Raw genomic sequence first — 25578 nt, 5'->3', positions numbered from 1 at the left:
CCACCAGTATGAGCCTCATGAACAGAAACTCGGAAAAATTTACCCTCGCCGGCCATGCAGGCAGCATGGAAGGCTTGCTCGATTTCCCGGCAGACACTCCGCGCGGCATCGCCCTCGTTGCCCATCCGCACCCCTTGTACGGCGGCACGATGGACAACAAGGTCACGCAAACCCTGGCGCGCGCGTTTGTCGCCCTCGGTTACGTGGTGGCGCGCATCAATTTCCGCGGCGTCGGTGCTTCCGAAGGCGTACACGACCATGGCGTGGGCGAGACGGACGACATGCAGTTGCTGTATGAACACATGCGTGGCCTGTACCCGGGCTTGCCCGTGGCCTTGTCCGGTTTCTCGTTCGGCACCTTCGTGCAATCGAAACTGCAGGAACGCCTGGCCGCCGCCGGCACGCCCGTCGAGCGCCTGGCGCTGATCGGCAGCGCGGCCGGCAAGTGGGCCATGGCCGATATTCCCGCCGACACCATCTTGATCCACGGCGAACTGGACGACACAATCCCCCTGTCCGCCGTCTTCGACTGGGCCCGTCCACAAGACATTCCCGTGATCGTGATCCCCGGCGCCGACCACTTTTTCCACCGCAAGCTCAATCACATCAAGAACCTCGTGATTGCCCTGTGGCATGGTGACAAACCCGCAATCGCAGCAGATGATCATTGAAGTGTGGGCTTACTAGCGCCTCCACGGCTATAATTGATCCGTTTTTTCCACGCGGCCATGCAAGCAGCAACAGCATGGCCCTCAGCCTTCATCTTTTTCTCGCAGACCAGCCTCCATGAAAAAACTTTTAGCGGCACTGGCCTCCAGTGTATTTTTCTTTTCCGCCGCCTACGCCCAGAGCGTTCCAGCCCCGACCATCGCCGCCAAGTCCTGGCTGTTGCTTGACGCCACCAGTGGCCAGATCATTGCTTCGCAAGATCCGGACGCCCGCATCGAGCCGGCATCGTTGACCAAGATCATGACGGCTTACCTGACGTTTGCCGCCATCCGCGAAAAGAAACTGGCGCTGGACCAAAAAGTAAACGTGTCCGTGCGCGCATGGAAAGTCGATTCGAGCAGCTCGAAGATGTTCATCGACCCGGCCACCCCCGTCTCGATCGACGACTTGCTGCACGGCCTGATGATTCAATCGGGTAACGATGCCGCCGTGGCGTTGGCGGAAGCCGTTGCCGGCGATGAAGGCACGTTCGTCGTGCTGATGAACCGCGAAGCCCAGCGCATGGGTCTGAAAAACACGCGTTTTGCCAATCCGCATGGCTTGCCTAGCCCCGATAACTATTCCACGGCGCAAGACTTGTCCGTGCTGGCCAAGCGCGTGATCGCCGATTACCCGGAATTCTACAAAATCGATTCCATCAAGAGCTTTACGTACAACAAGATCACCCAGCCTAACCGCAACCGCCTGCTGTGGCTGGACCCAACCGTCGATGGCATGAAAACTGGCCACACGGAAGCGGCCGGCTATTGCATGATCGCGTCGGCCCGCCGTCCAGGCGGCACGGGCGAGCGCCGTTTGATCTCCGTGGTGCTGGGCACCTCGTCGGACCAGGCCCGCACGCAGGAAAGCCAGAAGCTGCTGAACTGGGGCTTCCAGAACTTCGATACGGTCAAGCTGTACTCGAAGGGCCAGGCCGTGGCCACGCCGGAAGTGTGGAAGGGTTCGAAAAGCACCGTGAAAATCGGTTTCGCCCGCGATGTGCTCGTCACCGTACCAAAAGGCACGGCTGCCAAGATGAAACCTGTGCTGGAACGCAAGGACCCGCTGGTCGCGCCATTGGCTGAAAACGCCCCTGTCGGCAAGCTGAAAATGATGGTCGACGACAAGGTCCTGCTGGAACTGCCGGTCGTCGCGCTGGAAACCATCAACCAGGCAACGATCTTCGGCCGCGCCTGGGATTCGATGCGCCTGTGGATGAAATAAGTTTTTAACGTTCCCATAAAAAATGCCCGCAGATGCTGCGGGCATTTTTTTCGTCCGTCACATTATTTCAGCGGCGCATCCTTCAGGTGCGGCTTGCGCGCCACAGGCGGGAAGGTGCCGTGGCGGCCTGCCGCAAACGTCGCCTCCGTCTGCGACGCTTCCACCGGTACGGACACCTTGCGCACCTTGGCCACCTGCGCCGCCGTCACCGGCGTGCCGCGGTTGCCCCAGCTGGTCTGGATGAACGTCACCACCTGGGCAGTCTGCTCGTCATTGAAGATGTCCGCATACGGCGCCATCGTCAGCGCCGACGGCGCCGTGCGCGTGGCCGGCACGGCGCCGCCCGACAGCACGATGTTGATGGCCGACGTGGGGTCGTTCGTCTGCAGCACGGCATTGCCGGCCAGCGCAGGGAAAGCCTTGTCGTAGCCCTTGCCGTTGGAACGGTGACAGCCGGCGCAACGGTCCAGGTACAGCTGCGCGCCCTTGGAGTTGACGATGCCGCTGAACAATTGCTTGCCCAGCTTGTCATCAGCGACAAATGCTGGTGTGGCCGGGTTCGATGGCGGCAACGATTTCAGGTATTTTGCCATCGCCGCCAGGTCGCCATCCGTCATGTGCTGCATGGAATGGGCCACCACGTCGTTCATGGCGCCGAACGACGCCGTATGGCTGTTGCGGCCCGTTTTGAGGAATTCGGCGATCTCCGCCGCGCTCCAGCGCGCCAGTCCGCCGCCATGTTCATTGCGCAACGATGGCACGGACCAGCCGTCGATCACGCCGCCGCCGGCCAGGAAGGTCGTGTTGCCCTCGTCCGTCAGCGATTTTTCCTGCATGCCCACGCCGCGCGCCGTGTGGCAGGCGCCGCAGTGGCCCAGGCCCTGCACCAGGTAGGCGCCGCGCAGCAATTGCGCATCGCCCGTGACCGGCGTTTTATACGGCTGCGGCGTGGGGGCAAAGGCCCAGCGCCAGATGGTCAAGGGGAAACGCATCGACAACGGCCACGGAATGTCGGCAGCCTTGTTCGGCGTCGGATCCGCCTTCACGCCATGCATGAAATAGGCGTACAGCGCTTGCATGTCCGCCTCGCTCAGGCGCGAGTACGACGGGTACGGCATGGCCGGATACACGGTGTAGCCGTGCTTGGTCACGCCGGTGCGCATCAGCTTGTCGAAATCGGCAAAGCTCCAGTCGCCGATGCCGGCCTTTTTATCGGGCGTGATGTTGGTGGAATATACCTTGCCGATCGGCGTTTCCATGCCCAGGCCGCCGGCAAACGGCTGGCCTTTCGTGCCGGCCGTATGGCAGGCGATGCAGTCGCCGGCGCGGGCCAGGTATTCGCCCTGGCGTATCAGCTGGGCGTTCGGGACGGTGGCGGTGGCCGACCAAGCGGCGCCGGAAGCGAGCGCCAGCAGCAGCGCGCCCACTGTTTGGGTGAATGTGTTGTTCATCTTCTTGTTCTTCATCAGGCGATCAGGGGACGGGGATCTTTCAGGTATTGCTCGCGGATGGCCTTGGCCGACCAGTAGGTCAGCGCGCAGGCGAGACCCGTCGGGTTATAGCCAATGCCGACCGGGAACACGCTGGAACCGACGGCAAACACGTTGTGCACGTCCCAGCTCTGCAGGTAGCGGTTGACGACGCTGGTCTTGCGGTCCGCGCCCATGGCCGTGCCGCCCGCCCAGTGCGTGGTCTGGTAGTTGCGCAAGTCGAGGTGGTCACCCACGCTCTTGACGGACACCTTGATCGATTCCGGATTCATGGCTTCGGCCACCTTCATCATCTTGTCCGTGACGAAACGGCTCATCTTGATGTCGTTTTCCTTCCAGTCGAAGGTAAAGCGCAGCAATTGCTGGCCGTACTTGTCCGTGTAGGTGGGGTCGAGGTCGACATAGCAGTCGCGATAAGTCATGTTGGCGCCGTGGCAATCGAACGAAACCGTGTTCAGATAGCTCTTCTTGACGGCCTTTTTCCAGGCCGAACCCCAGGCGGGCGTGCCGTCCGGTGTGGCAATGCCCGAGATGGGCTTGGAGCCGGCCGGGTTGCACCAGGCGGGCGAGCCGCCGACAAAGCCCAGCGGGCCATGGTCGAAATTGTCGCCATTCCAGTCATCGAGCGCGACGCCGGTGCCGCCAGCGCCGATGAACGGGTTCGTATTCGTGTCTTCCTTGAAGAAGGTCTGGATGGTCGACATCATCTGGTAGGCGATATTGCGTCCCACCACGCCTTCATTGCTGACGGGGTCATACGGCTTGCCGATGCCGGACAGCAGGAACAAATGCGCATTGTTGTAGGCAAACGCGCTCGCGATGACCAGATCGGCCGGTTGCTCGACGGCCTTGCCGTCCGCATTGATGTAGGTCACGCCGGTAGCACGCGCTTTGCCACCCTTGCTGCCGTCGAGATTAATGCGCACGACGTTGCAATTGGCGCGCAATTCAAAGTTCGCCACCATGCGCAGAGCCGGCATGATGTTGACGTTGGGCGAGGCCTTGGAATAGTTGTAGCAGGCATAGCCGGAGCAGAAACCGCAGAAGTTACATGGGCCCATCTGGCAGCCGTACGGATTCGTGTACGGACCGGACGCGTTCGACGAGGCGTTGACGAACGGGTGGTAGCCAACGGCCTTGGCGGCGCGGCGGAACAGTTCGGCCGTGTACGGCACTTTTTGCGGCGCCAGCGCGTAATTGTCGGAGCGGTCGCCCTCGAACACATTGCCGTCGCCGACGACGATGCCGTTGACTTTATACGCCTGGCCCGAGGTGCCGAAGACTTTCTCGACGAAATCGAAGTGCGGCTCCAGCTCGGCGTACGTCACGCCAAAGTCCTGGATCGTCATGCCTTCGGGGATGAATTTCTTGCCGTAGCGGCGCTCGTAGTGGCTGCGGATTTGCAGCTCTTCCGGCAAGACGCGCCAGTGCATGCCCGACCAGTGCAAGCCCGCGCCGCCCACGCCCGTGCCGGGCTTGAAGGCGCCGATCTGGCGGTACGGCACGGCCACGCCCGTGATGCTGTGGCGGAAGGTGAACGTGCTCTTCGACATATCCTGGAACAGCTTGCTGCGCTGGATATAGGTCAGCTCGTCGAGGGTCTTCGGATAGGCGCCGTCCGGATAGGTGTCGCGGTACTCGCCGCGTTCCAGCGCGACCACGTTCAGCCCCGCCTCCGTCAATTCCTTGGCCATGATGGCGCCGGTCCAGCCGAAGCCGACAATCACGGCATCGACAGGTTTCATTTTTACATCTGGTTTGATATCACTCATGATGGTTTTTCTTTTTCTTTGATCGGGTACAAAAAGTTTTACGCGATGGATACGGGAGGCAGCGGGTACTTCTTGCCATACTGTTCCACCCAATCCATGTAGTCGGCGCGCGCGCCGGGGAATCCCACCATCTTCCAGGCCAGCATGTCCTTGTTGCCGCCGTGCACGGGATCGCAAAAATAGCCTTCGCGCGTATTTTGCAGCAGCTGGTTGAAGAAGACTTTCGACGGCACTGCGCCAATGTCCAAGGTCCCTTTTTGCAATTGCGTGATGACGGCATCGCGCTCGGCCGCGTTCAACTGCACGAAAGGCTTGCCGGACTGTTTCTGCACGGCCGCGTTGACGCCGGCCAAGGCGCTCTGGTACAGCTCGCGCGGCGCCATGTGGAACTGGTAGCCGAACTGTTCGATCGATGGCACGAACGGTCCCTGCATGTACCACAACGCGCCATACGCGTAAGGCGTGTTCATCTGCGCGTCGATGAATTCATGCGCGCCCGATTCCAGCGCGCCCGGACCTTCGGCGTCGGCAGGGATCAGGCGGTCGACCAGCGCACTCAAGGTGGCCCATTCGGTGGCGTTGAAAAAGCGCGGTTTGTAAGCAGGCTGGTCCTTGGAGACGGCCATGGCCAGGCCGCCGCCGGCGCCGGCCAGCAAGGCCACGGCAGGCGCGGCGCCAACGGCCTTGCGCAGGAAGTTGCGCCGATGGGGCGAAATCCCGATGATTTTCATAGGTTTTCCTCAGGCGGCACGAGCCGCCACAGTGATGGATGTGGAAGTCAGAAAGAAAATACGGGCACGCGCCGCTGAGATTGCAGATTTCACGTAGAGATGACTTGAGTATCGCGGCGCGGTGCATCAACCTGCCGGTTAATTGACCAACATGATTGACAAGCAGTTGCTTTGCATTTACGGTGCGCATCGTACCATAATTAAAAGAAACATTCAGAGACAGGGCAGACGTGATTAAAAAAGAGGCAGCAATGCGTGGCCGCCCGCGCAAGGCGGGCGTGGAAGATGCGGTATTGGAAGCCATCGTCATGCTGGTGCGCCAGCATGGGCTCGACGCCGTGACGATACAGATGGTGGCCGACGCTGCCAGCGTGGGGCGCCAGACGATCTACCGGCGCTGGCCGCGCCGCGAGGACATGCTGCTCGACGCGCTCGTCAAGCGCACGGCGGAAAAGCTGCAGCGCGCGCTCGACATGCCGGACGGTCAGGAAATCGAGGCGATCTGCGCGCGCATCTTCGACAACCTGAACGCCGATGGCCGCTTCACGTGCGACTTACTGGTGCTGATCCACAATGATGCGGCGGCGCAGCTGCGTTTTCGCGAGCAGATCGTCGCGCCGTGGATCACCCTGGTGGTGCAGCGCCTGGTCGACATCGGCGTGCGCGCCGACCTCGACCTGCGCCTGTTTGCCTTCATGCTGCAGTCGGCGCTCGTGTATCAGATGCAACTGGGCGGCCAGCTCGACGATGCCCTGCAGGAGCGTTGCTGCCGCTTTATTCGCAGCATGCTGTAGCACTGGATATAATCGTGGCGTCACCTTCTTCGCCACCACCAGAAAGCCAGCCCATGAGCCATGTATTTCCCGCCAGCCTGCAAGCGCCGCGCAGCCGTTTGAGCAGCAACGGTCCCGAACTGTCGCGCATCGTCGCCGGCATGTGGCGCATCGGCGAGTGGAATATGTCGGCGCAGCAGCGCCTGGCCTTCATCGAGCAATGCCTGGCGCTGGGCGTATCGAGCTTCGACCATGCCGATATCTATGGCGATTACAGTGCCGAAGGTTTATTTGGCGAAGCGCTGGCCCTGCAGCCGGGCTTGCGCGACAAGATGGAGCTGGTCAGCAAATGCGGCATCAAGCTGCTGTCGCCGCACCGTCCTGGCCATGCCATCCAGCATTACGACACGAGCGCGGCGCACATCACCAGTTCCGTGGAACACACCTTGCACCAGTTGCAGACGGACCGCCTGGACTTGCTGCTGATCCACCGTCCCGACCCGCTGATGGATTTCGACGAGATCGCCGGAGCGTTTACCCAGCTCAAGCAAGCGGGCAAGGTCCTGCACTTTGGCGTGTCCAACTTCAGCCGCCACCAGTTCGAATGCCTGCACCGGCGTTTTCCATTGGTGACGAACCAGGTGGAATTTTCGCCGCTGCACGTGGCGCCCCTGTTCGACGAAACCTTCGACGGCTTGCAGGATCTGAAAGTGGCGCCGATGATCTGGTCGCCGCTGGCGGGCGGCAGGCTGTTCCAGGGTGGCGATGCGAATGTGGAGAACTTGCGCAATGTCATCAAGCAGATCGCGGACCAGCTGCAGCGTCCGTTTGCCAGCGTCGTGTTTGCCTGGATCATGCAACTGCCATGCCGCCCCCTGCCGCTGACGGGCACGGGCCGCATCGAAGCAGTGGGCGTGGCCGTGGAAGGCACGCAATTTACGCTCAGCCGCAGCGACTGGTTCGCCATCCTGCGCGCCGCGCGCGGGCACGAGGTGGCCTGAGATTAATCGATCTCGTCGGGGTCATTGAATACCTGCGGCAGCGCAATACCGCGCCAGCCCAGGTACCACGCCAGATTCAACGCCAGGGTGGCGGCGATGTAGACGGCGAAGAACAGTGCAAAGAAACTCGTTTTCAACCACACGAGCAGGGCGATGGCGACGATCAGCACCAGCAGCGCGGCCAGGCTTTTCTTTTGCTTGGAGCTGGGGAAGCGCAAGGTCGACACCATCAGGCTGCCCACGCCCACGAGCAGCAGCATCAGCAGGTAGCTGTGCAGCATGGAATCGATGGGCGCCGGCCAGGCCACCACCACGGCCGCCACGCAAGCGGCCCCGGCAGTGATCGGCATACCGACGAAATACAGGGGATCCGTGCGCCCCACGTTCACATTGAAGCGCGCCAGGCGCATCGCGCCGCAGGCAACAAAAAAGAAGCTGGCCATGCCGCCAAAGCGCAGCAGCAGCGGATCGTGCACGCCCATCTGCACGAAGCCGTAGCAATACAACAGGACGGCCGGGGCGCAGCCGAAATTCATCACGTCGGCGATGGAGTCAAGCTGCATGCCGAACTGCGAACTGGTGTTCGTCAGGCGCGCGACATAGCCGTCGAGCGCATCGAACACGCCGGCCAGCACCAGCAGCGCCGCCGCCAGGCGGTAGGCATCCGCGTCGCCCACGGCGGCATTGTCGACGGAAATGACGATGCTGGCAAAACCGCAGGCTATCGAAAGCAAAGTCACCATGCTGGGCAAGGCGTATTTGGCGCGCTGCAGGCGCGACTTGGGCAAGGTGTTCAAATGTATGGGCAATCAAAAAAAATCGGAAGTAAGGCAATGCAGCGGCAAACGCTGCGCTACGCTCATTCTACCCTGCGCAGCTGCGGCACCGTCCGCGCACGAGCGCGCCACATATCTTTTCATGAATGCGCTACAAGGTATCAAAATACCTTAGAATCGTTTTACAGGACAGCACGCTGGCCCCACCGCCGTCCGTCTACCTCTACAGGAGCCAACTTGATTGCCTCGTCACTGCGTTGGAAATACTGGATACCTACCCTGCTGAGTGCAGCACTGCTGAGCGCCTGCGGCGGCGGCGACAGCGGCGGCAATACGTCGCTGAGCACCTCGACCCCGGCCGGGCAGCTGACACAGGAGCCGGGCGCTCCCGTCCTCAGCAACAATATTGCCACCGATGGCTTTAACTGGTTCAACTACCGGCGCAGCCAGATCGGCCTGTCGCCACTGGCGCGCAACAGCCAGATCGACAGCGCGGCCCTGGGCCATTCCAGCTATCTCAATCTCAACAATACGGTGGCGCACGAACAGGTGCAGGGCAAGCCCGGCTTTACGGGCGTCAAACTGGGCGACCGACTGGCCAAGGCCGGCTACGTCGTCACGTCGCTGCAGGGCGAAGTCATCGCCGGCGCGAGCAACACGTCCGGCTTTTACCTGGCCGAAGAACTGGTCACGGCCATCTATCACCGCTTCGTCATTTTCGAACCGCTGTTCAAGGAAGGTGGCGCGGGTGCGGCCGTCAGCGGCGCCGGCTATGCCTATTTCACCACCGACCTGGCCGGCAACCGCAGCTATGGCCCCGGGCTGGCGGCGGGACAGATCGTTACCTATCCGTTCAGCGGACAACAGAAAGTGGCCGTCAGTTTTTCCAGCGATAACGAATCGCCCGATCCCGTGCCGAATCAGGATGTGGTCGGCTACCCGATCAGCGTGCATGCCAACTACGGCACGCCCGTCAGCGTGACGGCATTCAGTGTGCGCCAGCGCGGCACCGCCACGGACCTGGCGGCGCGCCTGCTCACCAGCAGCAACGATGTGCATACGCCGGTCTCGGCCGCGTCCATCATCCCGCTGGCGCCCTTGAATGCGAACGCCAGCTATGACGTGAGTTTCATCGGCAAAGTCAATGGCGCGGACGTCACGCACAGCTGGTCATTCACGACGCGCTAAGCATGCCAAGCGGGCGCAGCGTCGAGGATGACTGGATGTAAAATAGCGGTTCCAGCTTTACTGACATTGACAAGTTTTGGGGCGCTCTGCACAGCATGCTGAAACCACACGCCACTTGCGATGATGATGCCGCCGTTGCGGCATCCGACATGGTCCGTATTCTCGATGTCGAGAACGGACTGGGCCGCATCATGGGCGACCGCATCCTGTACCTGAAAATCCTGCGCCGCTTCCTGCACGACCACGGCACCACGCCATGCCAGATCCGCGCCGAATTCGACGCGGGCAACTACGCTTCCGCGCGCCTGAAGGCGCATACCCTGAAAGGCGCCGCCGGCATGATCGGTGCGCGCCACGTGCATGGCCTGTCGGCTACCCTCGAATCGGCACTACGCGCACAGGCGCCCGACCTGGCCCAGCAGATGCTGCAACTGGAACTGGCGCAAGATCAATTGCTCGGCGCGGTCAGCAGCATGCTGGGCACGCCGGAAGCAAACCACACGGCGGCGCAGGACGTGGCGCCCGACCCGGCCGCGCCCGCCATCCAGCTGCTGCTGGCGCGCTTGGCCAGCCATCTGCGCGAAGGCGACGGCGCGGCCATCGACATCCTGGAAAACTCGGCCAGCCTGCTCGCGGCCAGCCTGGGCGTGAACGTCTACCAGGAAGTGGCGGCCGCCGCGCACGAGTTCGATTTCGACGGCGCCCTGGCGGCCCTGCTGCGGCGCCGCTAGCGCTCAGCCCGCTGCCGCTCAGTTGTTGTATTGCGCCTCTTCCGCATACGCCACGCAACAACTTTTGCAACAGAAACGACGCACGGCATCGAGCGGCTTGTCGCAGTACCAACATGCGCCTTTCGGCGGCAGCGCTGCGATCAATTGCGGCAGGGAAGGCAATGGCGGCGCCACCACTCCCCCGCTTTCCACGACTTCCGGCTGTTCGCTGTCCATGGCGCTTCCTTTCCTAGCGGCACTTCAAGGCCGCTCAGCAAGATTACGTCAGCGCAGTTTGGACTTCATGATAATTCTCAACGGGGCAGATGCTAGCCTGGCTTCCGGTAGCTGCGCACGGCGTCATTGGCCTGTTCGTCGATGAGTTTCTGCAGCTTCGGCTGTCCCGCGTACTTGGCGGACAGCCGCTTCCATTGCCGCTGCGCCTGGCCGCAGGCATCGTCCACGGCTGCGATGATCTCGCGCTGGCGCGCCTTGTCGTTATCATCCCATTCGCCGGCAAAATGCTCGCACGTTTGCGCATGCTCAACGAACTTCGCCACATCCTTCGGCAGTTTTTCCTGCGCGCCAGCCAGCAGGGGCAGGCAGGCGAACACAAAAGCGAGCACAAGCTTCATCGAACCTCCTTATTTGCCGATGCAGAAACGGCTGAAGATCACGCCCAGCAGATCGTCAGGCGAAAACTCGCCCGTGATGCTCGACAGTTGCACCTGCGCCAAGCGCAGTTCTTCGGCGAACAGGTCGAGCGACTGGTCGTCCTGCGCCGCGTGCGCGGCGGCGATATCCAGATGCTTGCCGGCCGATTTCAAGGCGATCAAATGGCGTTCGCGCGCCAGGTACAGCGATTCACCCGTCTGCTGCCAGCCGGCGATGCGCAGCAGCTCGGCGCGCAAAAGGTCGATGCCGATGTGCTCGTGCGCCGACAGATACACGTGGGTGGCGTCCGGCATGCTGTCGACGCCGGGCTTGTGGCCAGAGAGATCAATCTTGTTCCACACGCGCACCACGGGCACGCCTTCGGGGAAGGCGGCGACGATGGTTTCATCGGCCAGGGTCGGGCCGTGGTCGGCGTCCAGCAAGTGCAGAATCACGTCCGCCTTGCCAATTTCTCCCCAGGTGCGTTCGATGCCGATGCGCTCGACGGCGTCGACGGTGTCGCCCGCGCTGCGGATACCGGCCGTGTCGATGATGTTGAGCGGAATGCCTTCGATCTGGATGGTTTCGCTGACCTTGTCGCGCGTGGTACCGGCGATCGGCGTGACGATGGCCACGTCGGCGCCCGCCAGCGCATTCAGCAGCGACGATTTACCGACGTTCGGCTGGCCGGCCAGCACCACGTTCAAGCCTTCGCGCAGCAGCGCGCCCTGCGCCGCCTGCGCAAACACTTTATTCAACGCTTCGATCACGGCTTTCAATTGGCCGCGCGCATTCGATTTTTCCAGGAAGTCGATTTCCTCTTCCGGGAAATCCAGGGTCGCTTCGACCAGCATGCGCAGCCCCGTCACCTGTTCCACCAGCGCGTGGATGGTGTTCGAGAACGCGCCCGACAGCGATTGCGAGGCGGACTTGGCCGCCGCTTCCGTGGACGCGTCGATCAGGTCGGCCACGGCTTCCGCTTGCGCCAGGTCCAGCTTGTCATTGAGAAAAGCGCGGCGCGTGAATTCGCCCGGTTCGGCCAGGCGCAAGCCGCTGTCCTTGCCCGCTTCCAGCACGCGCGCCAGCAGCAGCTGCAGCACGATGGGGCCGCCGTGGCCCTGCAATTCCAGCACATCTTCGCCCGTGTACGAATGCGGACCCTTGAAGTGGATGGCGATGCCCTGGTCGATGATGCTGCCATCGCTTTCCGTGAATGGCAGATAGGTGGCGTGACGCGGTTTGAGTTGCTGCGCGCCGAACAGGGTCGTCATTAAAGGAGCGAGGTTTTTGCCGGAGGCGCGTACCACGCCGATGCCGCCGCGACCGGGAGCGGTGGCGATGGCGGCGATAGGGGAAGAGTCGAGTTTCATGGGGGATATTGTAGATGAAAAAAAAGCCCGCGCGAGGCGGGCTTTCTGTTCGCTGGCCGGAATTACTTGGCGGCAGGCGCGTATTTTTTGGTGATCACCCATTGCTGGCCGATCGACAGGACGTTGTTGACGACCCAGTAGAGTACCAAGCCCGACGGGAAGAAGAAGAACATCACCGAGAATGCCAGTGGCATGAACAGCATCATCTTCGCTTGCATCGGATCGGCCGGAGCCGGGTTCAGCTTGGTCGTGATGTACATCGAGATCGCGTACAGCACTGGCAGGATGCACCATGGGTCATGCTGGGCCAGGTCGGTGATCCAGCCGATCCATGGCGCGCCGCGGATTTCCACGGATGCGTTCAGCACCCAGTACAGGGCGATAAAGACGGGCATCTGGATCAGGATCGGCAGGCAGCCGCCCAGCGGATTGATCTTTTCCGTCTTGTACAGCTCCATCGTGGCCTGGTTCATCTTTTGCGGATCGCCTTTGTAGCGCTCGCGAATCGCTTGCATCTTCGGCGTGACCAGTTTCATCTTGGCCATGCTGCGGTAGCCGGCGGCCGACAGCGGGAAGAAGGCCAGCTTGATCAGGATCGTGAAGGCGATGATGGTCCAGCCCCAGTTGCCCAGCACGCTGTGGATGTGTTCCATGACCCAGAAGATCGGCTTGGCGATGATGGTCAGCCAGCCGTAATCCTTGACCAGTTCCAGGCCAGGCGATACCGATTCCAGCAAGTGCGCGATTTGCGGACCCGAATACAGCTTGCTGTCCATGCTGGCCGAGGCGCCTGGCGCCAGGGTCGGCAACGGCAGCACGTTGCCGATCGCGTACAAGTTGGTGCCGAGCTTTTTCGTGAAGATGTCGCGCTTGGCGTTCTCAGGCGGAACGAAGGCCGACACGAAGAAGTGCTGCGAAATCGCAAACCAGCCGCCATTCGCCGTGGCCGGATGCAGGCCCTTCATGGCGTTGTCGTTGCCCTTCTTCTCGTCTTCCACGGCCGCTTTTTCGATTTTCTCGAACGTCAGCTTCTGGTACTTGTCTTGCGGCGTGTACAGGGTCGGGCCCGTGAAGCTGCTGTTGAAGAACGAATCGCCGACCGGCTTGTTGCCGTCATGCGTCAGTTGCAGATACAACTGTGGCGTGACAGGGGCCGCGCCCATGTTGGCCACGTCGTGGCGCACGTCGATGACGTAGTCGCCGCGTTTGAACGTAAACGTCTTGGTCAGCTTGACGCCGCCTTCGACCGCTTCCATCACCAGTTGCACTTGCTTGCCGTCACCGATAGTGCGCACGCCAGGCTGCACGGTAAAACCGCTCGCGTGGGTAGGGAAAGGACCGCCGACCAGGCCCGACTGCGCCAGGTAGGTGTGGTTCGCGCCTTCGTCGAACAGCACTTCGTTTTGCTTGCCTTCGTCAGGCTGGCACCATTTGAACAGGCCGAAGCAGCCGCCGAACCAGCCCGGATTGCCCGCGCCCTTGAACTTCAGCAATTCCAGACGCTTGACCTGGCCGCCCAGGGTGTCGATGTCGACCTTGATGACGTCGGTGGTGATGGTAATCACTTCGCGCTTGAACGCGGCGGGATCGGTCGCTTCGCCAGGCACGGCGGTCGCGCCGGCAGCCGCGGCAGCCAGGGCGTCCGTCTTGGCCGGGGTGACAGGCGCCTTGGCGGTTTGTTCCGTGTTCGCGGAGAACATCGACGGCTTGCCGTTCGAGATCATCCATTCGTTCCAGAGAATTACCAGCGAGACGGAAAACACGATCCACAGGATGGTACGTTTATTGATATCCATTAGGGTATTTGTCAGGAGTGGTTGCAACCGCAAGCGGTCGTTGAAGATTGTTTGCCATCGGCCGGCGGCACCGGGTCGACGCCCCCTTCATTCCAGGGGTGGCAACGGCACAGGCGCTTGGCAGCCAGCAGGCTGCCCTTGGCCGTACCGTGCACGCGCAGCGCTTCCATCGCGTAATGCGAACAGCTCGGATAGAAACGGCAATTCTGTCCCAGCATGGGGCTGATCAGCAACTGATAAGCGCGCAGCAGGAACAGCAGCAGGGTTTTCATGGCGCGGATGGTGGTGGCGCAGCAACAGAACGGGCCTGGGCGGCGATTTGCGCCGCGAACAGGCGGCTCAACTCTTCACGCAGCTCGGCTTTGAGCTTGGTCGTGGTGGCCGGGCCATCCTTGCTGTTGACGGCGCGCGACAAACGCACCACGCAGTCGACCGGCGGCATCGCGCTGTTGCGAAACAGCTCGCGCGTGACGCGCTTGATCGTGTTGCGGGTCGCCGCGCGCGGCGCGAAACGCTTCGCCACAACGACGCCCAGCCGCGCATGCGGCAATTGATTGTGTCGGGTGTACAGCACAAAATGCGCTGTTTTTTGCGAAGGGCGCAAACGAAAAACGGATGAAAATTCATCCGTTTTAACGATACGCCGAACGCGCGCGAAGTCGTGTGAACCTTCGCGTTGATTGCCGACTGGAGTACAGCTAGCCACGCGATCAGCTGTCAACGACAAGCCTAGACGGCCAGACGTTTGCGGCCCTTTGCGCGACGTGCGTTGAGCACATCACGGCCACCACGGGTAGCCATACGAGCGCGGAAGCCGTGCGTACGCTTGCGGCGAACGACGGAAGGTTGGTAAGTACGTTTCATGTTGGTCTCGCTAAAAACAAAAAAAATGCAAAATCGGGTCTGACGTCCCGTCAGTTTTTGGTGCCAATGACAATCGCGCACTTATGCCAAGGCACAAGCTGGCCAATCTCATCGCCCGCTTAATCCACGCTTAGTCCATATTGTCGTTCCAAATGAATAAACACGGAATACGGGCGGGGAACCCTGAATTATTCAGCATATGCCCCCCTCTTGTCAAGGATTGCCGTGATCGCCTGGAAATTTGCGCGCCGGCCCCCATCTGCTTGCAAGGCCCCGCCACAGGCCGCGCCAGCACTGCTTGTGACGGGATAACCGGGGGATAAGTCGCCTCTTATGCACACGGCGCCCCACCCCGCCATAGAAAAATAAGCGTCGTGCCTGTGGATAACTTTGTCAGTCGGGAGTAGAATAGCGCGTTACGTGTGGCGAGCCCTCGCGCGACGCCGGCCTTGCAACACGGTGAACGCAGGGCAGAATCGATACGCCCTCCCACACCTTTTCACATAGACATACATGGATAATTTCTGGCAGGCCTGTTCCGCGCAGTTGGAACTGGAGCTGACACCGCAACAATTCAGTGCGTGGATCAAACCGCTTATCCCTCTCGATTACGAAGAGGGCAAGCTACGCATTGCTGCGCCCAATCGCTTCAAGCTCGATTGGGTCAAGACCCAGTTCGCCAGCCGCATCACTGCCCTGGCCATTCAGTACTTCGAAGCGCCGACGGAAGTGCAGTTCGTGCTCGACCCGCGCCTGGCCTTGCCGAAGAAGCCCGTTGCCGCCAGCACCCCGGCCAGCGATCCGAATGGCGGCGCGCCCAGCGCGCGCGCCGCGGAGCCGCAGCCCAGCGTGCCGGAACTGAGCATCGGCGCCGCGCCGCGCCGCGAGCAGAGCCGCATCAACACCGACCTGACCTTCGACAGTTTTGTGACCGGTAAGGCCAACCAGTTGGCGCGCGCCGCCGCCATCCAGGTGGCGAACAATCCGGGCGTGTCCTATAACCCGCTGTTCTTCTACGGCGGCGTCGGCCTGGGTAAAACCCACTTGATCCACGCCATCGGCAACCAGGTGATGGCCGACAATCCGGGCGCAAAAATTCGCTACATCCACGCGGAACAGTACGTTCGCGACGTAGTGACCGCTTACCAGCGCAAGGGTTTCGACGATTTCAAGCACTACTATCACTCGCTCGACATGCTGCTGATCGATGATATCCAGTTCTTTGGCGGCAAAAGCCGCACGCAGGAAGAGTTCTTCTATGCGTTCGAGGCGTTAATTGCAGCAAAGAAACAGATCATCATCACCTCGGATACGTACCCGAAGGAAATCACGGGCATGGACGACCGCCTGATCTCGCGCTTCGATTCGGGCCTGACAGTGGCCATCGAACCGCCGGAGCTGGAAATGCGCGTGGCGATTCTGTTGAAAAAAGCCAAGCAGGAAGGCGTGACCTTCTCCGACGACGTGGCCTTCTTTGTCGCCAAGCACTTGCGCTCGAACGTGCGCGAGCTGGAAGGCGCGCTGCGCAAGATCCTCGCGTACTCGCGCTTCCATGGCAAAGACATCACCATCGATATCGTCAAGGAAGCCCTGAAGGACTTGCTGTCGGTGCAGAACCGCCAGATTTCCGTGGAAAACATCCAGAAAACGGTGGCTGACTTCTTCAATATCAAGGTTGCCGACATGTATTCGAAGCGCCGCCCCGCGAATATCGCCCGGCCGCGCCAGATCGCCATGTACCTGGCCAAGGAATTGACACAGAAGAGCCTGCCGGAGATCGGCGAGCTGTTCGGCGGCCGCGACCACACCACGGTGCTGCATGCCGTGCGCAAGATCGCGTTGGACCGCACCAAGAATCCGGAATGCAACCATGAATTGCATGTGCTGGAGCAAACATTAAAAGGCTAAGCGCCGCTTGAGCAAGACTGGCTCAAAACGTGCTTTACCCTTATCATCTGGGAGGGCACCGCAGCCGGTCTGTCGGGGCTCCCTATGGTAACAATTGTTAAATTAATACGTTAAACGTCGTACTGTTCAACCTATACATTGAGGATAAATATGCAATTGGTCAAAACCACCCGAGATACCCTTCTCCGGCCACTGCAGATCGTGAGCGGTATTGTCGAGCGTCGGCACACTATGCCGATTCTGGCCAATATCCTCATCCGCAAAGACGGTGAAAATGTCTCCTTCCTGTCGACCGACACCGAAGTGCAGATCACCACGCACGCGGAAATCGGTTCCGGCGCGGACGTCACCGGCACCACCGTGGCCGCGCGCAAGCTGCTCGACATCCTGCGCGCCCTGCCCGAATCGGGCGACGTCACGATGACCCTGCTGAACAAGCGCCTGACCGTGCAAACGGGCAAGTCGCGCTTCGCCCTGCAAACCTTGGCGGCGGAAGAGTTCCCGACCGTGCAACAGGCGGAAAGCTACAACGCGTCCGTCACCCTGCCGCAAAAAACGCTGAAGCACCTGTTCAACATGGTGCATTTCTCGATGGCGCAGCAAGACATCCGCTACTACCTGAACGGCTTGTTGCTGGTTTTGGATGGCAACAATGTCATCGCCGTGGCCACCGACGGCCACCGTCTGGCGTTTTGCCAGGTCGCCACCGAGCAGACGTTTGCGCGCCAGGAAGTCATTATCCCGCGCAAGACCATCATCGAACTGCAGCGTCTGCTGGAAGAGAACGATGAGCCGGTGCAGCTGGACATCGCCGCCAACCAGGTGAAACTGACCTTTGCCGACATCGAACTGATCTCGAAGCTGGTCGAAGGCAAGTTCCCCGACTACACGCGCGTGATTCCAAAAGGCTACAAAAACGACTTCACCATCGGCCGCGATGAACTGCTGCGCTCGCTGCAACGCGCCGCCATCATGACCAGCGACAAGTTCAAAGGCGTGCGCTGCATCATCACTCCGGGCAGCATGAAGATCAGCTCGACCAATGCGGACCAGGAAGAAGCCGTCGAAGAGCTGGAAATCGACTACGGCGGCGACTCCGTCGACATCGGCTTCAACGTGACGTATCTGCTGGACGTGCTGAACAACCTGAAATGCGAATACGTCAACATCGCGCTCGGTGATTCGAACTCGTCCGCCCTGATCTCCATCCCCGACAATGCCGACTTCAAGTATGTCGTCATGCCGATGCGCATCTAAAGACCACAGCAATGACGTAGGTCGGATGAGCGCAGCGTAATCCGACATGCTGAATCGCCGTCTGTCGGGTTACGCCGTTCCGGCTAACCCGACAGACGGTCATCAGCCAGCAGCCCCGAATCAATCAGCAATCGTTATTTGAGAAAGCAGTCCATGTCCGAGAATCCACAAGACACCCCGATCCAGGCCAAAACGGAAGAATACGGCGCCGCCTCCATCCAGATCCTGGAAGGCCTGGAAGCCGTACGCAAACGCCCGGGCATGTACATTGGCGACACCTCGGACGGCACCGGCTTGCACCATCTGGTTTTCGAAGTGCTGGACAACTCCATCGATGAATCGCTGGCCGGCCACTGCACCGAAATCCACGTCACCATCCACAGCGACAATTCGATCTCGATCACCGACAATGGCCGCGGCGTGCCGACCGGCCTGAAAATGGACGACAAGCACGATCCGAAGCGTTCGGCGGCGGAAATCGTCATGACCGAATTGCACGCCGGCGGCAAGTTCGACCAGAACTCCTATAAAGTATCGGGCGGTTTGCACGGCGTGGGCGTGTCCTGCGTGAATGGCCTGTCGAAACTGCTGAAACTGACCATCCGCCGCGATGGCAAAGTGCATCACATGGAATTCGTGCGCGGCGTGCCGCAAGACCGCCAGATCGTCATGGTGGGCGACATCGCCACCTCGCCGATCCGTGTCATCGGCGAAACGGACAAGCGCGGCACCGACGTGCATTTCTGGGCCGACGAAGAGATTTTCACGCACGTGGAATTCCACTACGAAATCCTGGCCAAGCGCATCCGCGAACTGTCCTTCCTGAACAATGGCGTCAACATCAAGTTGTCCGACCAGCGCACGGGCAAGGAAGAAGTGTTCGCCTTCGAAGGCGGCACGCGCGGCTTCGTCGAATACATCAACAAGGCCAAGTCGGTCTTGCACCCGACCATTTTCCAGGCCACGGGCGAGCGCATGTCGGACCAGAACACGAACATCTCGGTCGACGTGTCCATGCAGTGGAACGATGCCTACAATGAACAGGTGCTGTGCTTCACGAACAACATTCCGCAACGCGACGGCGGCACCCACTTGACGGGCTTGCGCGCGGCGATGACACGCGTGATCAACAAATACATCGATGAACACGAGTTCGCCAAAAAGGCGAAAGTGGAAATCAACGGCGACGACATGCGCGAAGGCTTGACCTGCGTCTTGTCCGTGAAAGTGCCGGAACCGAAATTCTCGTCGCAGACGAAAGACAAGCTGGTATCGAGCGAAGTGCGCGGCCCGGTCGAAGAGATCGTCGCCAAGACCCTAGCCGACTACCTGCAAGAAAAACCGAACGACGCCAAGATCATTTGCGGCAAGATCGTCGAAGCGGCGCGCGCCCGCGAAGCGGCCCGCAAGGCCCGCGATTTGACGCGCCGCAAAGGCATCATGGACGGCCTGGGCCTGTCGGCCAAGCTGGCCGACTGCCAGGAAAAAGACCCCGCCCTGTGCGAACTGTACATCGTCGAGGGTGACTCGGCAGGTGGCTCGGCAAAACAAGGGCGCGACCGCAAGTTCCAGGCGATCCTGCCGCTGCGCGGTAAAGTCTTGAACGTGGAAAAAGCCCGTTTCGAAAAAATGCTGTCGTCGGAGCAGATCACCACACTGATCGCTACCCTCGGCACCTCGATCGGACCGGACGAATTCAACGTCGAGAAACTGCGCTACCACCGCATCATCATCATGACCGATGCGGACGTCGACGGCGCCCACATCCGTACCCTGCTGCTGACCCTGTTCTACCGCCAGATGCCGCAACTGGTCGAGCGCGGCCACATCTACATCGCGCAACCGCCGCTGTACAAAGTGAAGGCCGGCCGCGACGAGCGCTATCTGAAAGATGACGCCGAGGAAGCGAGCTACATGATGACCGTGGCGCTGAACACGGCCGTGCTGGTGCCGCGCGAAGGCGCTGAAGGCATTTCCGGCGACACGCTGACGGAACTGGTGCGCAAGTTCAACCTGTCGAATACCATCATGACCCGTCTGACGCGCGTCATCGACCGCGCCGCCCTGACGGCCATCATGACGGGCGTGCAGCTGGACTTGTCGACCCTGGACCTGGCGGAAACCTCCGCCCTGGCCCTGCAGACGGCCATCAACGACAGCGCCGTGCGCGTGCACGTGCGTTCCGACGATTTGTCGGAAAAACACAAGCTGCACATCGAGCGCATGTACCACGGCAACGTCAAAGTGACCGCCATCGACGCCGACTTCGTGCAAGGCCCGGACTACGCCGTGCTAAGCAGCGGCGCCGCCACCTTCGAAGGCCTGATCGGCGAAGGCGCGTTTGTCCGCCGCGGCGAAGGCGAGCGCATGAAGGAAATCGCCGTGGTCGACTTCCACCAGGCCATGCAATGGCTGCGCGACGAAGCCGAACGCACGGTTTCGAAACAACGCTACAAAGGTCTGGGCGAAATGAACCCGGACCAGCTGTGGGAAACGACGATGGACCCGACCGTACGCCGCTTGCTGAAAGTGCAGATCGAAGACGCCATTGCGGCGGACCAGATCTTCACCACCCTGATGGGCGACGACGTGGAACCACGCCGCGCCTTCATTGAAAACAACGCGCTGCGCGCGGGGAATATTGACGTGTAAGCCAGCGCCCCTGTAGGATCTCAAAATACATGAAATAAATCTCATAATTTGAAATATCGGCGGCCACCCAAAACGGCCGCCGTTTTTGTCTACGGGCCTAGAAAATTCCGAAATAAACTCAACTAGTTTTCACGGCTGGCCAAATATACGTTGGACATCGTTAAGATTAATCCGTCACTCGTCATTCACAACTGCAGCCCCCTCGAAACAAAGCATCGTCTATCATCGTCGAGCACCTGATCTAGGAAGCGGTAGTCACAGTTCCGGCAGCGGCCATTGAACAAGTTCGCAAGCCTTAGTGACCGACGGTAGAATTACCCGGATTGCACTATCTCATCTTGGTCTACGTACTCGGCTCAAATATCTTCTCCAAGCTGTCAATCCGAAAGTTGGCGAGTTTATGTGGGTACTTTTCGTAAATGGATAATTCGGTGGTTCCCGAACTGTGCCACTGGCAGAAGCGGGTCAGCGCGGAGCAGCTTCGCGGGGGTGGGGGCGACGAATACAACCGAGCCGGTTATGCTAAGCCGACTTCATGCCATACCATCATAATTAACGATCTGGCATTGTCCTTGTTAAGCTTTCTGTCTATAGGTCCATCGATGGCGTCCCCTGGACTTTACTATTGTATGCATGGTTGATAAGCTGCATCCAAACAAACCACCAATGGCATTATTAACAACACACACCATATCCGATGCCGACGGACAAATCATAGTTAGCGATAAAAATTTAGCTATTTAATAGTCAACAAAAACAACACTTTGCGTCAGTTTTGCATACTTCAAATCCACTCTGGATGGCAGGTAAACTGGGCAAGACCTCATCGATAAGCTAGTAGCAAACTTTAAAGCGTCTCCTGAATGAACAAACAACAACTCGCCGCCAAAATCTGGGAATCGGCAAACCAAATGCGGTCGAAAATCGAGGCAAATGAATACAAGGACTACATCCTCGGCTTCATCTTTTACAAATACCTCTCTGATAAGCTGGTGCGCTTCGCAAAAAGTGAGGACTTCAGCGACGAAGAGCTGCGCGCCCTGTCAGAAAGCGATACCGAAACCGTTGACCACATCAAGAGTAACATCGGCTATTTCATCGCCTATCAGCACCTGTTTTCCACCTGGGTAGAGCACAAAGGTGACTTCGATGTCTCTCATGTGCGCGAGGCGCTTTCTGCCTTTAGCCGTCTGATTCACCCGAACCATAAGCGCCTTTTCGAGGGAATTTTCAAAACCCTTGAAACTGGCTTGAGCAAGCTCGGCGACACCGCAGCCAAGCAGACTAAGGCCATCAGTGAGCTAATTCAGCTCATTAAGGACATACCCATGGACAGCCGCCAGGGCTACGATGTGCTCGGCTTCATCTACGAGTATCTAATCAGCATGTTCGCTGCCAATGCAGGGAAGAAAGCCGGCGAGTTCTACACCCCACACGAAGTCTCCGTCCTCATATCTGAGGTCATCGCACATCATGTGAAGGACAGAAAAACCATACAGATCTATGACTCGACCAGCGGTTCCGGCTCGCTCCTTCTTAATATCGGTCAGTCCATCGCCAAGCACATGGCGGAAAAGGACAACATTAGATACTACGCGCAGGAGCTGAAAGAAAACACCTATAACCTCACCCGCATGAACCTCGTCATGCGCGGCATCCTCCCAACCAATATTGTCACCCGCAATGCTGATACCCTGGAGGACGATTGGCCGTTCTTTGACGATCAAGACCCCGTTAATACTTACGATCCACTCTACCTCGACGCCGTTGTCTCGAATCCTCCTTATTCCCAAAAATGGGACCCTGTGCATAAGGACAGCGATCCCCGCTACGCCCGCTTCGGACTCGCGCCCAAGTCCAAGGCCGACTATGCCTTTCTACTACACGACCTCTACCACCTTAAGCCGGACGGCATCATGGCCATTGTCCTGCCCCACGGCGTGCTCTTCCGCGGCGGAGAAGAGGGCGCAATCCGTAGGAATCTGCTCGAAAACAACCACCTCGAGACCATCATCGGCCTGCCGGCCAATATCTTCTTTGGCACCGGTATTCCCACTATCATCCTCGTGCTTCGGCAGAAGCGGCAAAGCAGCGATGTCCTCATCGTGGATGCCTCCAAGGGCTTTGCCAAGGATGGGAAAAGCAACAAACTACGCGCCTCCGATATCAAGAAAATCACGGATACCGTGATCGGGAGGGTCAGCGTGCCGCACTACAGCCGCCTCGTACCAAAGAACGAGCTTCAGGCAAACGACTACAACCTCAACATCCCACGCTATGTGGACTCTTCCGAGTCCGCCGAAAGTTGGGATCTCTATGCTTCTATGTTCGGCGGCATTCCGCAGAGCGAGTTAAATGCCTTGGCTGACTTTTGGCAGGCATTCCCACGCCTGCGCTCCGCCCTGTTTGCGGAAAACGGCACGCCCTACGTGGCGCCACTGGTGGAAGACCTTGCCCACGCCACCCGCGAACATGCCGAAGTAATAAAATTCGGTGAAAAATTTTCCGCCGCGTTTACCGATTTCAGTCCCTGGCTGCGCCAAACGCTGCTGGTTCAGATGCTCACCCTCAACGTCCACGGACAGGAAGCGATCATCAGCGAGGAGCTCTTTGCCTGCCTCGTTCCGCTGCCGCTCATTGACCGCTACCACGCTTATCAAATCCTCGACGATCACTGGCAGGCCATCGCCATTGACCTAGAAATCCTCCAGACCGAAGGCTTTGATGTATCCCGTGTGGTCGAGCCGAATCTTGTCACCAGAAAGAAAGATGGCAAAGACGTCGAGGTGCAAGATGGCTGGAAAGGTCGCATCATGCCTTTCGATCTGGTGCAGATGACTTACCTCAAGAAGGAACTGGATGCCCTGCGCGAAAAGGAAACCCGCGTCGGCGAGATCACCGCCGCCATTGAGGAAACGCTCGAAAGCCTCAGCGAAGAGGAAAAATCCGCCGACACCGTCAACGATGCGGGCGATAAGTTCGTCAGCGCCGCAGTCACCAAGGAAGCAAAGCTTTTGCTTGCCGAGGCAAAAAAAACAGGGGACTTTGATCCCGAAACTTACGAGGCTAAAATCATCCAAGTGGCCGACTGGCTCGCCAATGAGAAAACCCTTAAAGCTGCACTCAAACAAGCTGCCGCCGCCCTACACCTGAAAACCAAATCGACCATCGAAAGCCTAAGCGACGCACAGGTGCACGATCTCCTCGAACGCAAATGGATCACCCCTCTTATCGGCGAGCTCCACCGCCTGCCCGACCAGCAGATTGATGCATTGATCCAGAAACTGGAAGCCCTTGTGGAAAAGTATCGCATTACCTACGCCGATAACGCCCGCAAAATCCAGCAAACTGAAACCGAGTTAGCGAGCATGATCGCGGACCTGGACGCAAATGAGTTCGACCTTAAAGGGCTTGCTGAACTGAAAACCTTACTTGGGGAGAACTAACAAGGTGAAATATGCAAATAGCAAGGTTCCGCAGATTCGGTTTAAGGGGTTTGAGGGGGTGTGGGAGGATCAGTCGCTGGGTAATTTATTTCCAATCACATCTGCTGCTCGCGTTCATAAACATGAATGGACTAAATCCGGTGTACCATTCTTCCGATCGAGTGATGTCGTTTCAGCTTTCAAGAGTAAGGAAAACACAAAGGCGTTCATCTCTCACGATCTCTACCTAGATCTTTCAGAGAAAGTTGGTCGTGTCAAAAAAGGAGACATGCTGGTCACTGGTGGCGGCTCGATAGGCATACCCTACTTAGTAAAAACCGACGATCCTTTGTATTTCAAAGATGCGGATCTTCTCTGGTTCAAGATTCGCGATTCCGTAGATAGCCATTACCTCTTTACTTTTTTTTCATCACAGCCATTTGAGCGATATGTCAAAAGCATTAGCCACATTGGAACAATTGCTCACTATACAGTCGAACAGGCGAAATTAACTCCACTCGCCGTTCCTCGGATAACCGCAGAACAAACCCAAATCGGCACCTATTTCCGTGAGCTGGATCGGTTGATAGAACTGAATCAGCGAAAGTATGACAAGCTGCTCACACTGAAAAAGGCGATGTTGCAAAAAATGTTCCCGCAATCTGGTGCCACCACCCCAGAAATTCGCTTCAAAGGCTTCTCGGGGGAATGGGTGGAGAAGGACTTGAGGGAACTTTGTGAAATTGTCGGAGGTGGTACACCAAGCACAATGATTCGAGAATATTGGGGAGGTGACATTGATTGGTATTCCCCAACGGAAATTGGCGATGACGTTTACGCTATTGGCAGTACAAAGAAAATAACGCAACTTGGTCTGACCAAGTGCTCCGCGAGAATGCTACCCTCAAACAAAACCATCTTATTTACAAGCCGTGCGGGCATAGGTGACATGGCCATTCTCACTAAAGAGGGATGCACGAACCAAGGATTCCAGTCTTTGGTCTTGTATGATGATATAGACCCCTATTTCATCTTTTCGATGGGTCATTTAATAAAGATTCACGCGTTGAAAAACGCTTCCGGTTCAACGTTTTTAGAGATATCAAGTAAACAGCTTGGGAAAATGAAAATCCTTCTTCCAAAAGAGAAGGAGCAAAAAAAAATCGGAAGCTATTTCCGCACGTTGGACGAGCTGATTTCAAAAAATGCCATACAGCTTAAAAAGCTCAAACAAATTAAGTCTGCCTGCTTGGAGAAGATGTTTGTCTAATCCTATTAT

The 25578-nt window shown here is 58.8% G+C and carries 22 protein-coding genes; 11 read left to right on the top strand and 11 right to left on the bottom strand.

The window, feature by feature from the left end; translation table 11 throughout:
• The first annotated feature begins 17 nt into the window (after nt 1–17).
• Together ASN89_RS19150 and ASN89_RS19145 are read left to right on the top strand one after the other, a co-directional pair.
• A complete protein-coding gene (locus tag ASN89_RS19150; RefSeq protein WP_058050378.1) occupies nt 18–671 on the top strand; it encodes an alpha/beta hydrolase in 654 nt (217 codons plus the stop codon).
• Between the two features lie 115 nt (nt 672–786).
• Complete coding sequence (locus ASN89_RS19145; RefSeq protein WP_046683273.1) at nt 787–1932, top strand: D-alanyl-D-alanine carboxypeptidase family protein; 1146 nt, start codon at nt 787–789, stop codon at nt 1930–1932.
• Between the two features lie 62 nt (nt 1933–1994).
• Here ASN89_RS19145 and ASN89_RS19140 read toward each other — a convergent pair whose 3' ends face one another.
• Genes ASN89_RS19140 through ASN89_RS19130 form a run of 3 tightly spaced genes read right to left on the bottom strand, consistent with a single transcriptional unit; the run spans nt 1995 to nt 5925 of the window.
• Nucleotides 1995–3383: a cytochrome c gene (locus ASN89_RS19140; RefSeq protein ID WP_058050390.1), complete on the bottom strand. Its 1389-nt coding sequence runs from the start codon at nt 3381–3383 to the stop codon at nt 1995–1997.
• A 14-nt stretch (nt 3384–3397) separates the two neighbouring features.
• Nucleotides 3398–5194, bottom strand: coding sequence for a GMC family oxidoreductase (locus ASN89_RS19135; protein ID WP_058050377.1), 1797 nt, complete (start codon nt 5192–5194; stop codon nt 3398–3400).
• A 38-nt stretch (nt 5195–5232) separates the two neighbouring features.
• Nucleotides 5233–5925 (bottom strand): gluconate 2-dehydrogenase subunit 3 family protein, encoded by a 693-nt coding sequence (locus ASN89_RS19130; RefSeq protein WP_058050376.1) that lies wholly within the window; start codon nt 5923–5925, stop codon nt 5233–5235.
• Nucleotides 5926–6176: 251 nt separating this feature from the next.
• On the opposite strand from ASN89_RS19130, the gene ASN89_RS19125 reads away from it, so the two are divergent.
• Nucleotides 6177–6719 carry a TetR/AcrR family transcriptional regulator gene (locus tag ASN89_RS19125; RefSeq protein WP_052755685.1) on the top strand — a complete coding sequence of 181 codons (543 nt, stop codon included), beginning with the start codon at nt 6177–6179 and terminating at the stop codon, nt 6717–6719.
• A gap of 53 nt (nt 6720–6772) precedes the next feature.
• Nucleotides 6773–7699, top strand: a complete 927-nt coding sequence (locus ASN89_RS19120; RefSeq protein WP_058050375.1) for an aldo/keto reductase — start codon at nt 6773–6775, stop codon at nt 7697–7699.
• A gap of 2 nt (nt 7700–7701) precedes the next feature.
• Here the strand turns inward: ASN89_RS19120 and pssA are convergent, their stop codons facing one another.
• Nucleotides 7702–8442, bottom strand: coding sequence for a CDP-diacylglycerol--serine O-phosphatidyltransferase (pssA, locus tag ASN89_RS19115; protein ID WP_235502013.1), 741 nt, complete (start codon nt 8440–8442; stop codon nt 7702–7704).
• Nucleotides 8443–8712: 270 nt separating this feature from the next.
• Here pssA and ASN89_RS19110 point away from each other — a divergent pair, with 270 nt between their 5' ends.
• Together ASN89_RS19110 and ASN89_RS19105 are read left to right on the top strand one after the other, a co-directional pair.
• Complete coding sequence (locus ASN89_RS19110) at nt 8713–9663, top strand: CAP domain-containing protein (RefSeq protein ID WP_313902985.1); 951 nt, start codon at nt 8713–8715, stop codon at nt 9661–9663.
• 95 nt (nt 9664–9758) lie between these two features.
• Nucleotides 9759–10394, top strand: coding sequence for an Hpt domain-containing protein (locus ASN89_RS19105; RefSeq protein ID WP_046683269.1), 636 nt, complete (start codon nt 9759–9761; stop codon nt 10392–10394).
• Between the two features lie 18 nt (nt 10395–10412).
• Here the strand turns inward: ASN89_RS19105 and ASN89_RS29185 are convergent, their stop codons facing one another.
• The 7 genes from ASN89_RS29185 to rpmH form a co-directional block, all read right to left on the bottom strand.
• On the bottom strand, nt 10413–10610 hold the full coding sequence (locus ASN89_RS29185) for a hypothetical protein (protein ID WP_058050374.1): 198 nt from the start codon (nt 10608–10610) through the stop codon (nt 10413–10415).
• A gap of 92 nt (nt 10611–10702) precedes the next feature.
• Complete coding sequence (locus tag ASN89_RS19095) at nt 10703–11008, bottom strand: hypothetical protein (protein ID WP_058050373.1); 306 nt, start codon at nt 11006–11008, stop codon at nt 10703–10705.
• 9 nt (nt 11009–11017) lie between these two features.
• Nucleotides 11018–12397 (bottom strand): tRNA uridine-5-carboxymethylaminomethyl(34) synthesis GTPase MnmE, encoded by a 1380-nt coding sequence (gene mnmE / locus ASN89_RS19090; RefSeq protein WP_058050372.1) that lies wholly within the window; start codon nt 12395–12397, stop codon nt 11018–11020.
• A 62-nt stretch (nt 12398–12459) separates the two neighbouring features.
• Nucleotides 12460–14193, bottom strand: coding sequence for a membrane protein insertase YidC (gene yidC, locus ASN89_RS19085; protein WP_058050371.1), 1734 nt, complete (start codon nt 14191–14193; stop codon nt 12460–12462).
• Between the two features lie 11 nt (nt 14194–14204).
• Nucleotides 14205–14465: a membrane protein insertion efficiency factor YidD gene (gene yidD, locus ASN89_RS19080; RefSeq protein WP_034754335.1), complete on the bottom strand. Its 261-nt coding sequence runs from the start codon at nt 14463–14465 to the stop codon at nt 14205–14207.
• A complete protein-coding gene (rnpA, locus tag ASN89_RS19075; RefSeq protein WP_099403828.1) occupies nt 14462–14899 on the bottom strand; it encodes a ribonuclease P protein component in 438 nt (145 codons plus the stop codon). The genes yidD and rnpA overlap by 4 nt, the downstream gene beginning before the upstream one ends.
• Before the next feature lie 23 nt (nt 14900–14922).
• Complete coding sequence (gene rpmH, locus ASN89_RS28290; RefSeq protein WP_010401996.1) at nt 14923–15057, bottom strand: 50S ribosomal protein L34; 135 nt, start codon at nt 15055–15057, stop codon at nt 14923–14925.
• Nucleotides 15058–15570: 513 nt separating this feature from the next.
• On the opposite strand from rpmH, the gene dnaA reads away from it, so the two are divergent.
• From dnaA to ASN89_RS19050, 5 genes are all read left to right on the top strand, one after another.
• Complete coding sequence (dnaA, locus tag ASN89_RS19070; RefSeq protein ID WP_034754339.1) at nt 15571–16965, top strand: chromosomal replication initiator protein DnaA; 1395 nt, start codon at nt 15571–15573, stop codon at nt 16963–16965.
• 150 nt (nt 16966–17115) lie between these two features.
• Nucleotides 17116–18222, top strand: a complete 1107-nt coding sequence (gene dnaN, locus ASN89_RS19065; RefSeq protein WP_034754341.1) for a DNA polymerase III subunit beta — start codon at nt 17116–17118, stop codon at nt 18220–18222.
• Nucleotides 18223–18375: 153 nt separating this feature from the next.
• A complete protein-coding gene (gene gyrB / locus ASN89_RS19060) occupies nt 18376–20874 on the top strand; it encodes a DNA topoisomerase (ATP-hydrolyzing) subunit B (RefSeq protein ID WP_058050370.1) in 2499 nt (832 codons plus the stop codon).
• A gap of 863 nt (nt 20875–21737) precedes the next feature.
• Nucleotides 21738–24320 (top strand): type I restriction-modification system subunit M, encoded by a 2583-nt coding sequence (locus ASN89_RS19055; RefSeq protein ID WP_058050369.1) that lies wholly within the window; start codon nt 21738–21740, stop codon nt 24318–24320.
• Between the two features lie 4 nt (nt 24321–24324).
• On the top strand, nt 24325–25569 hold the full coding sequence (locus ASN89_RS19050; RefSeq protein WP_082654657.1) for a restriction endonuclease subunit S: 1245 nt from the start codon (nt 24325–24327) through the stop codon (nt 25567–25569).
• Nucleotides 25570–25578 lie beyond the last annotated feature (9 nt).

Origin of the sequence: Janthinobacterium sp. Ant5-2-1, assembly GCF_001445815.1 — a bacterium.
Lineage (GTDB): Bacteria > Pseudomonadota > Gammaproteobacteria > Burkholderiales > Burkholderiaceae_D > Janthinobacterium > Janthinobacterium lividum_E.
This window is presented reverse-complemented; position numbering and strand designations above follow the sequence as displayed.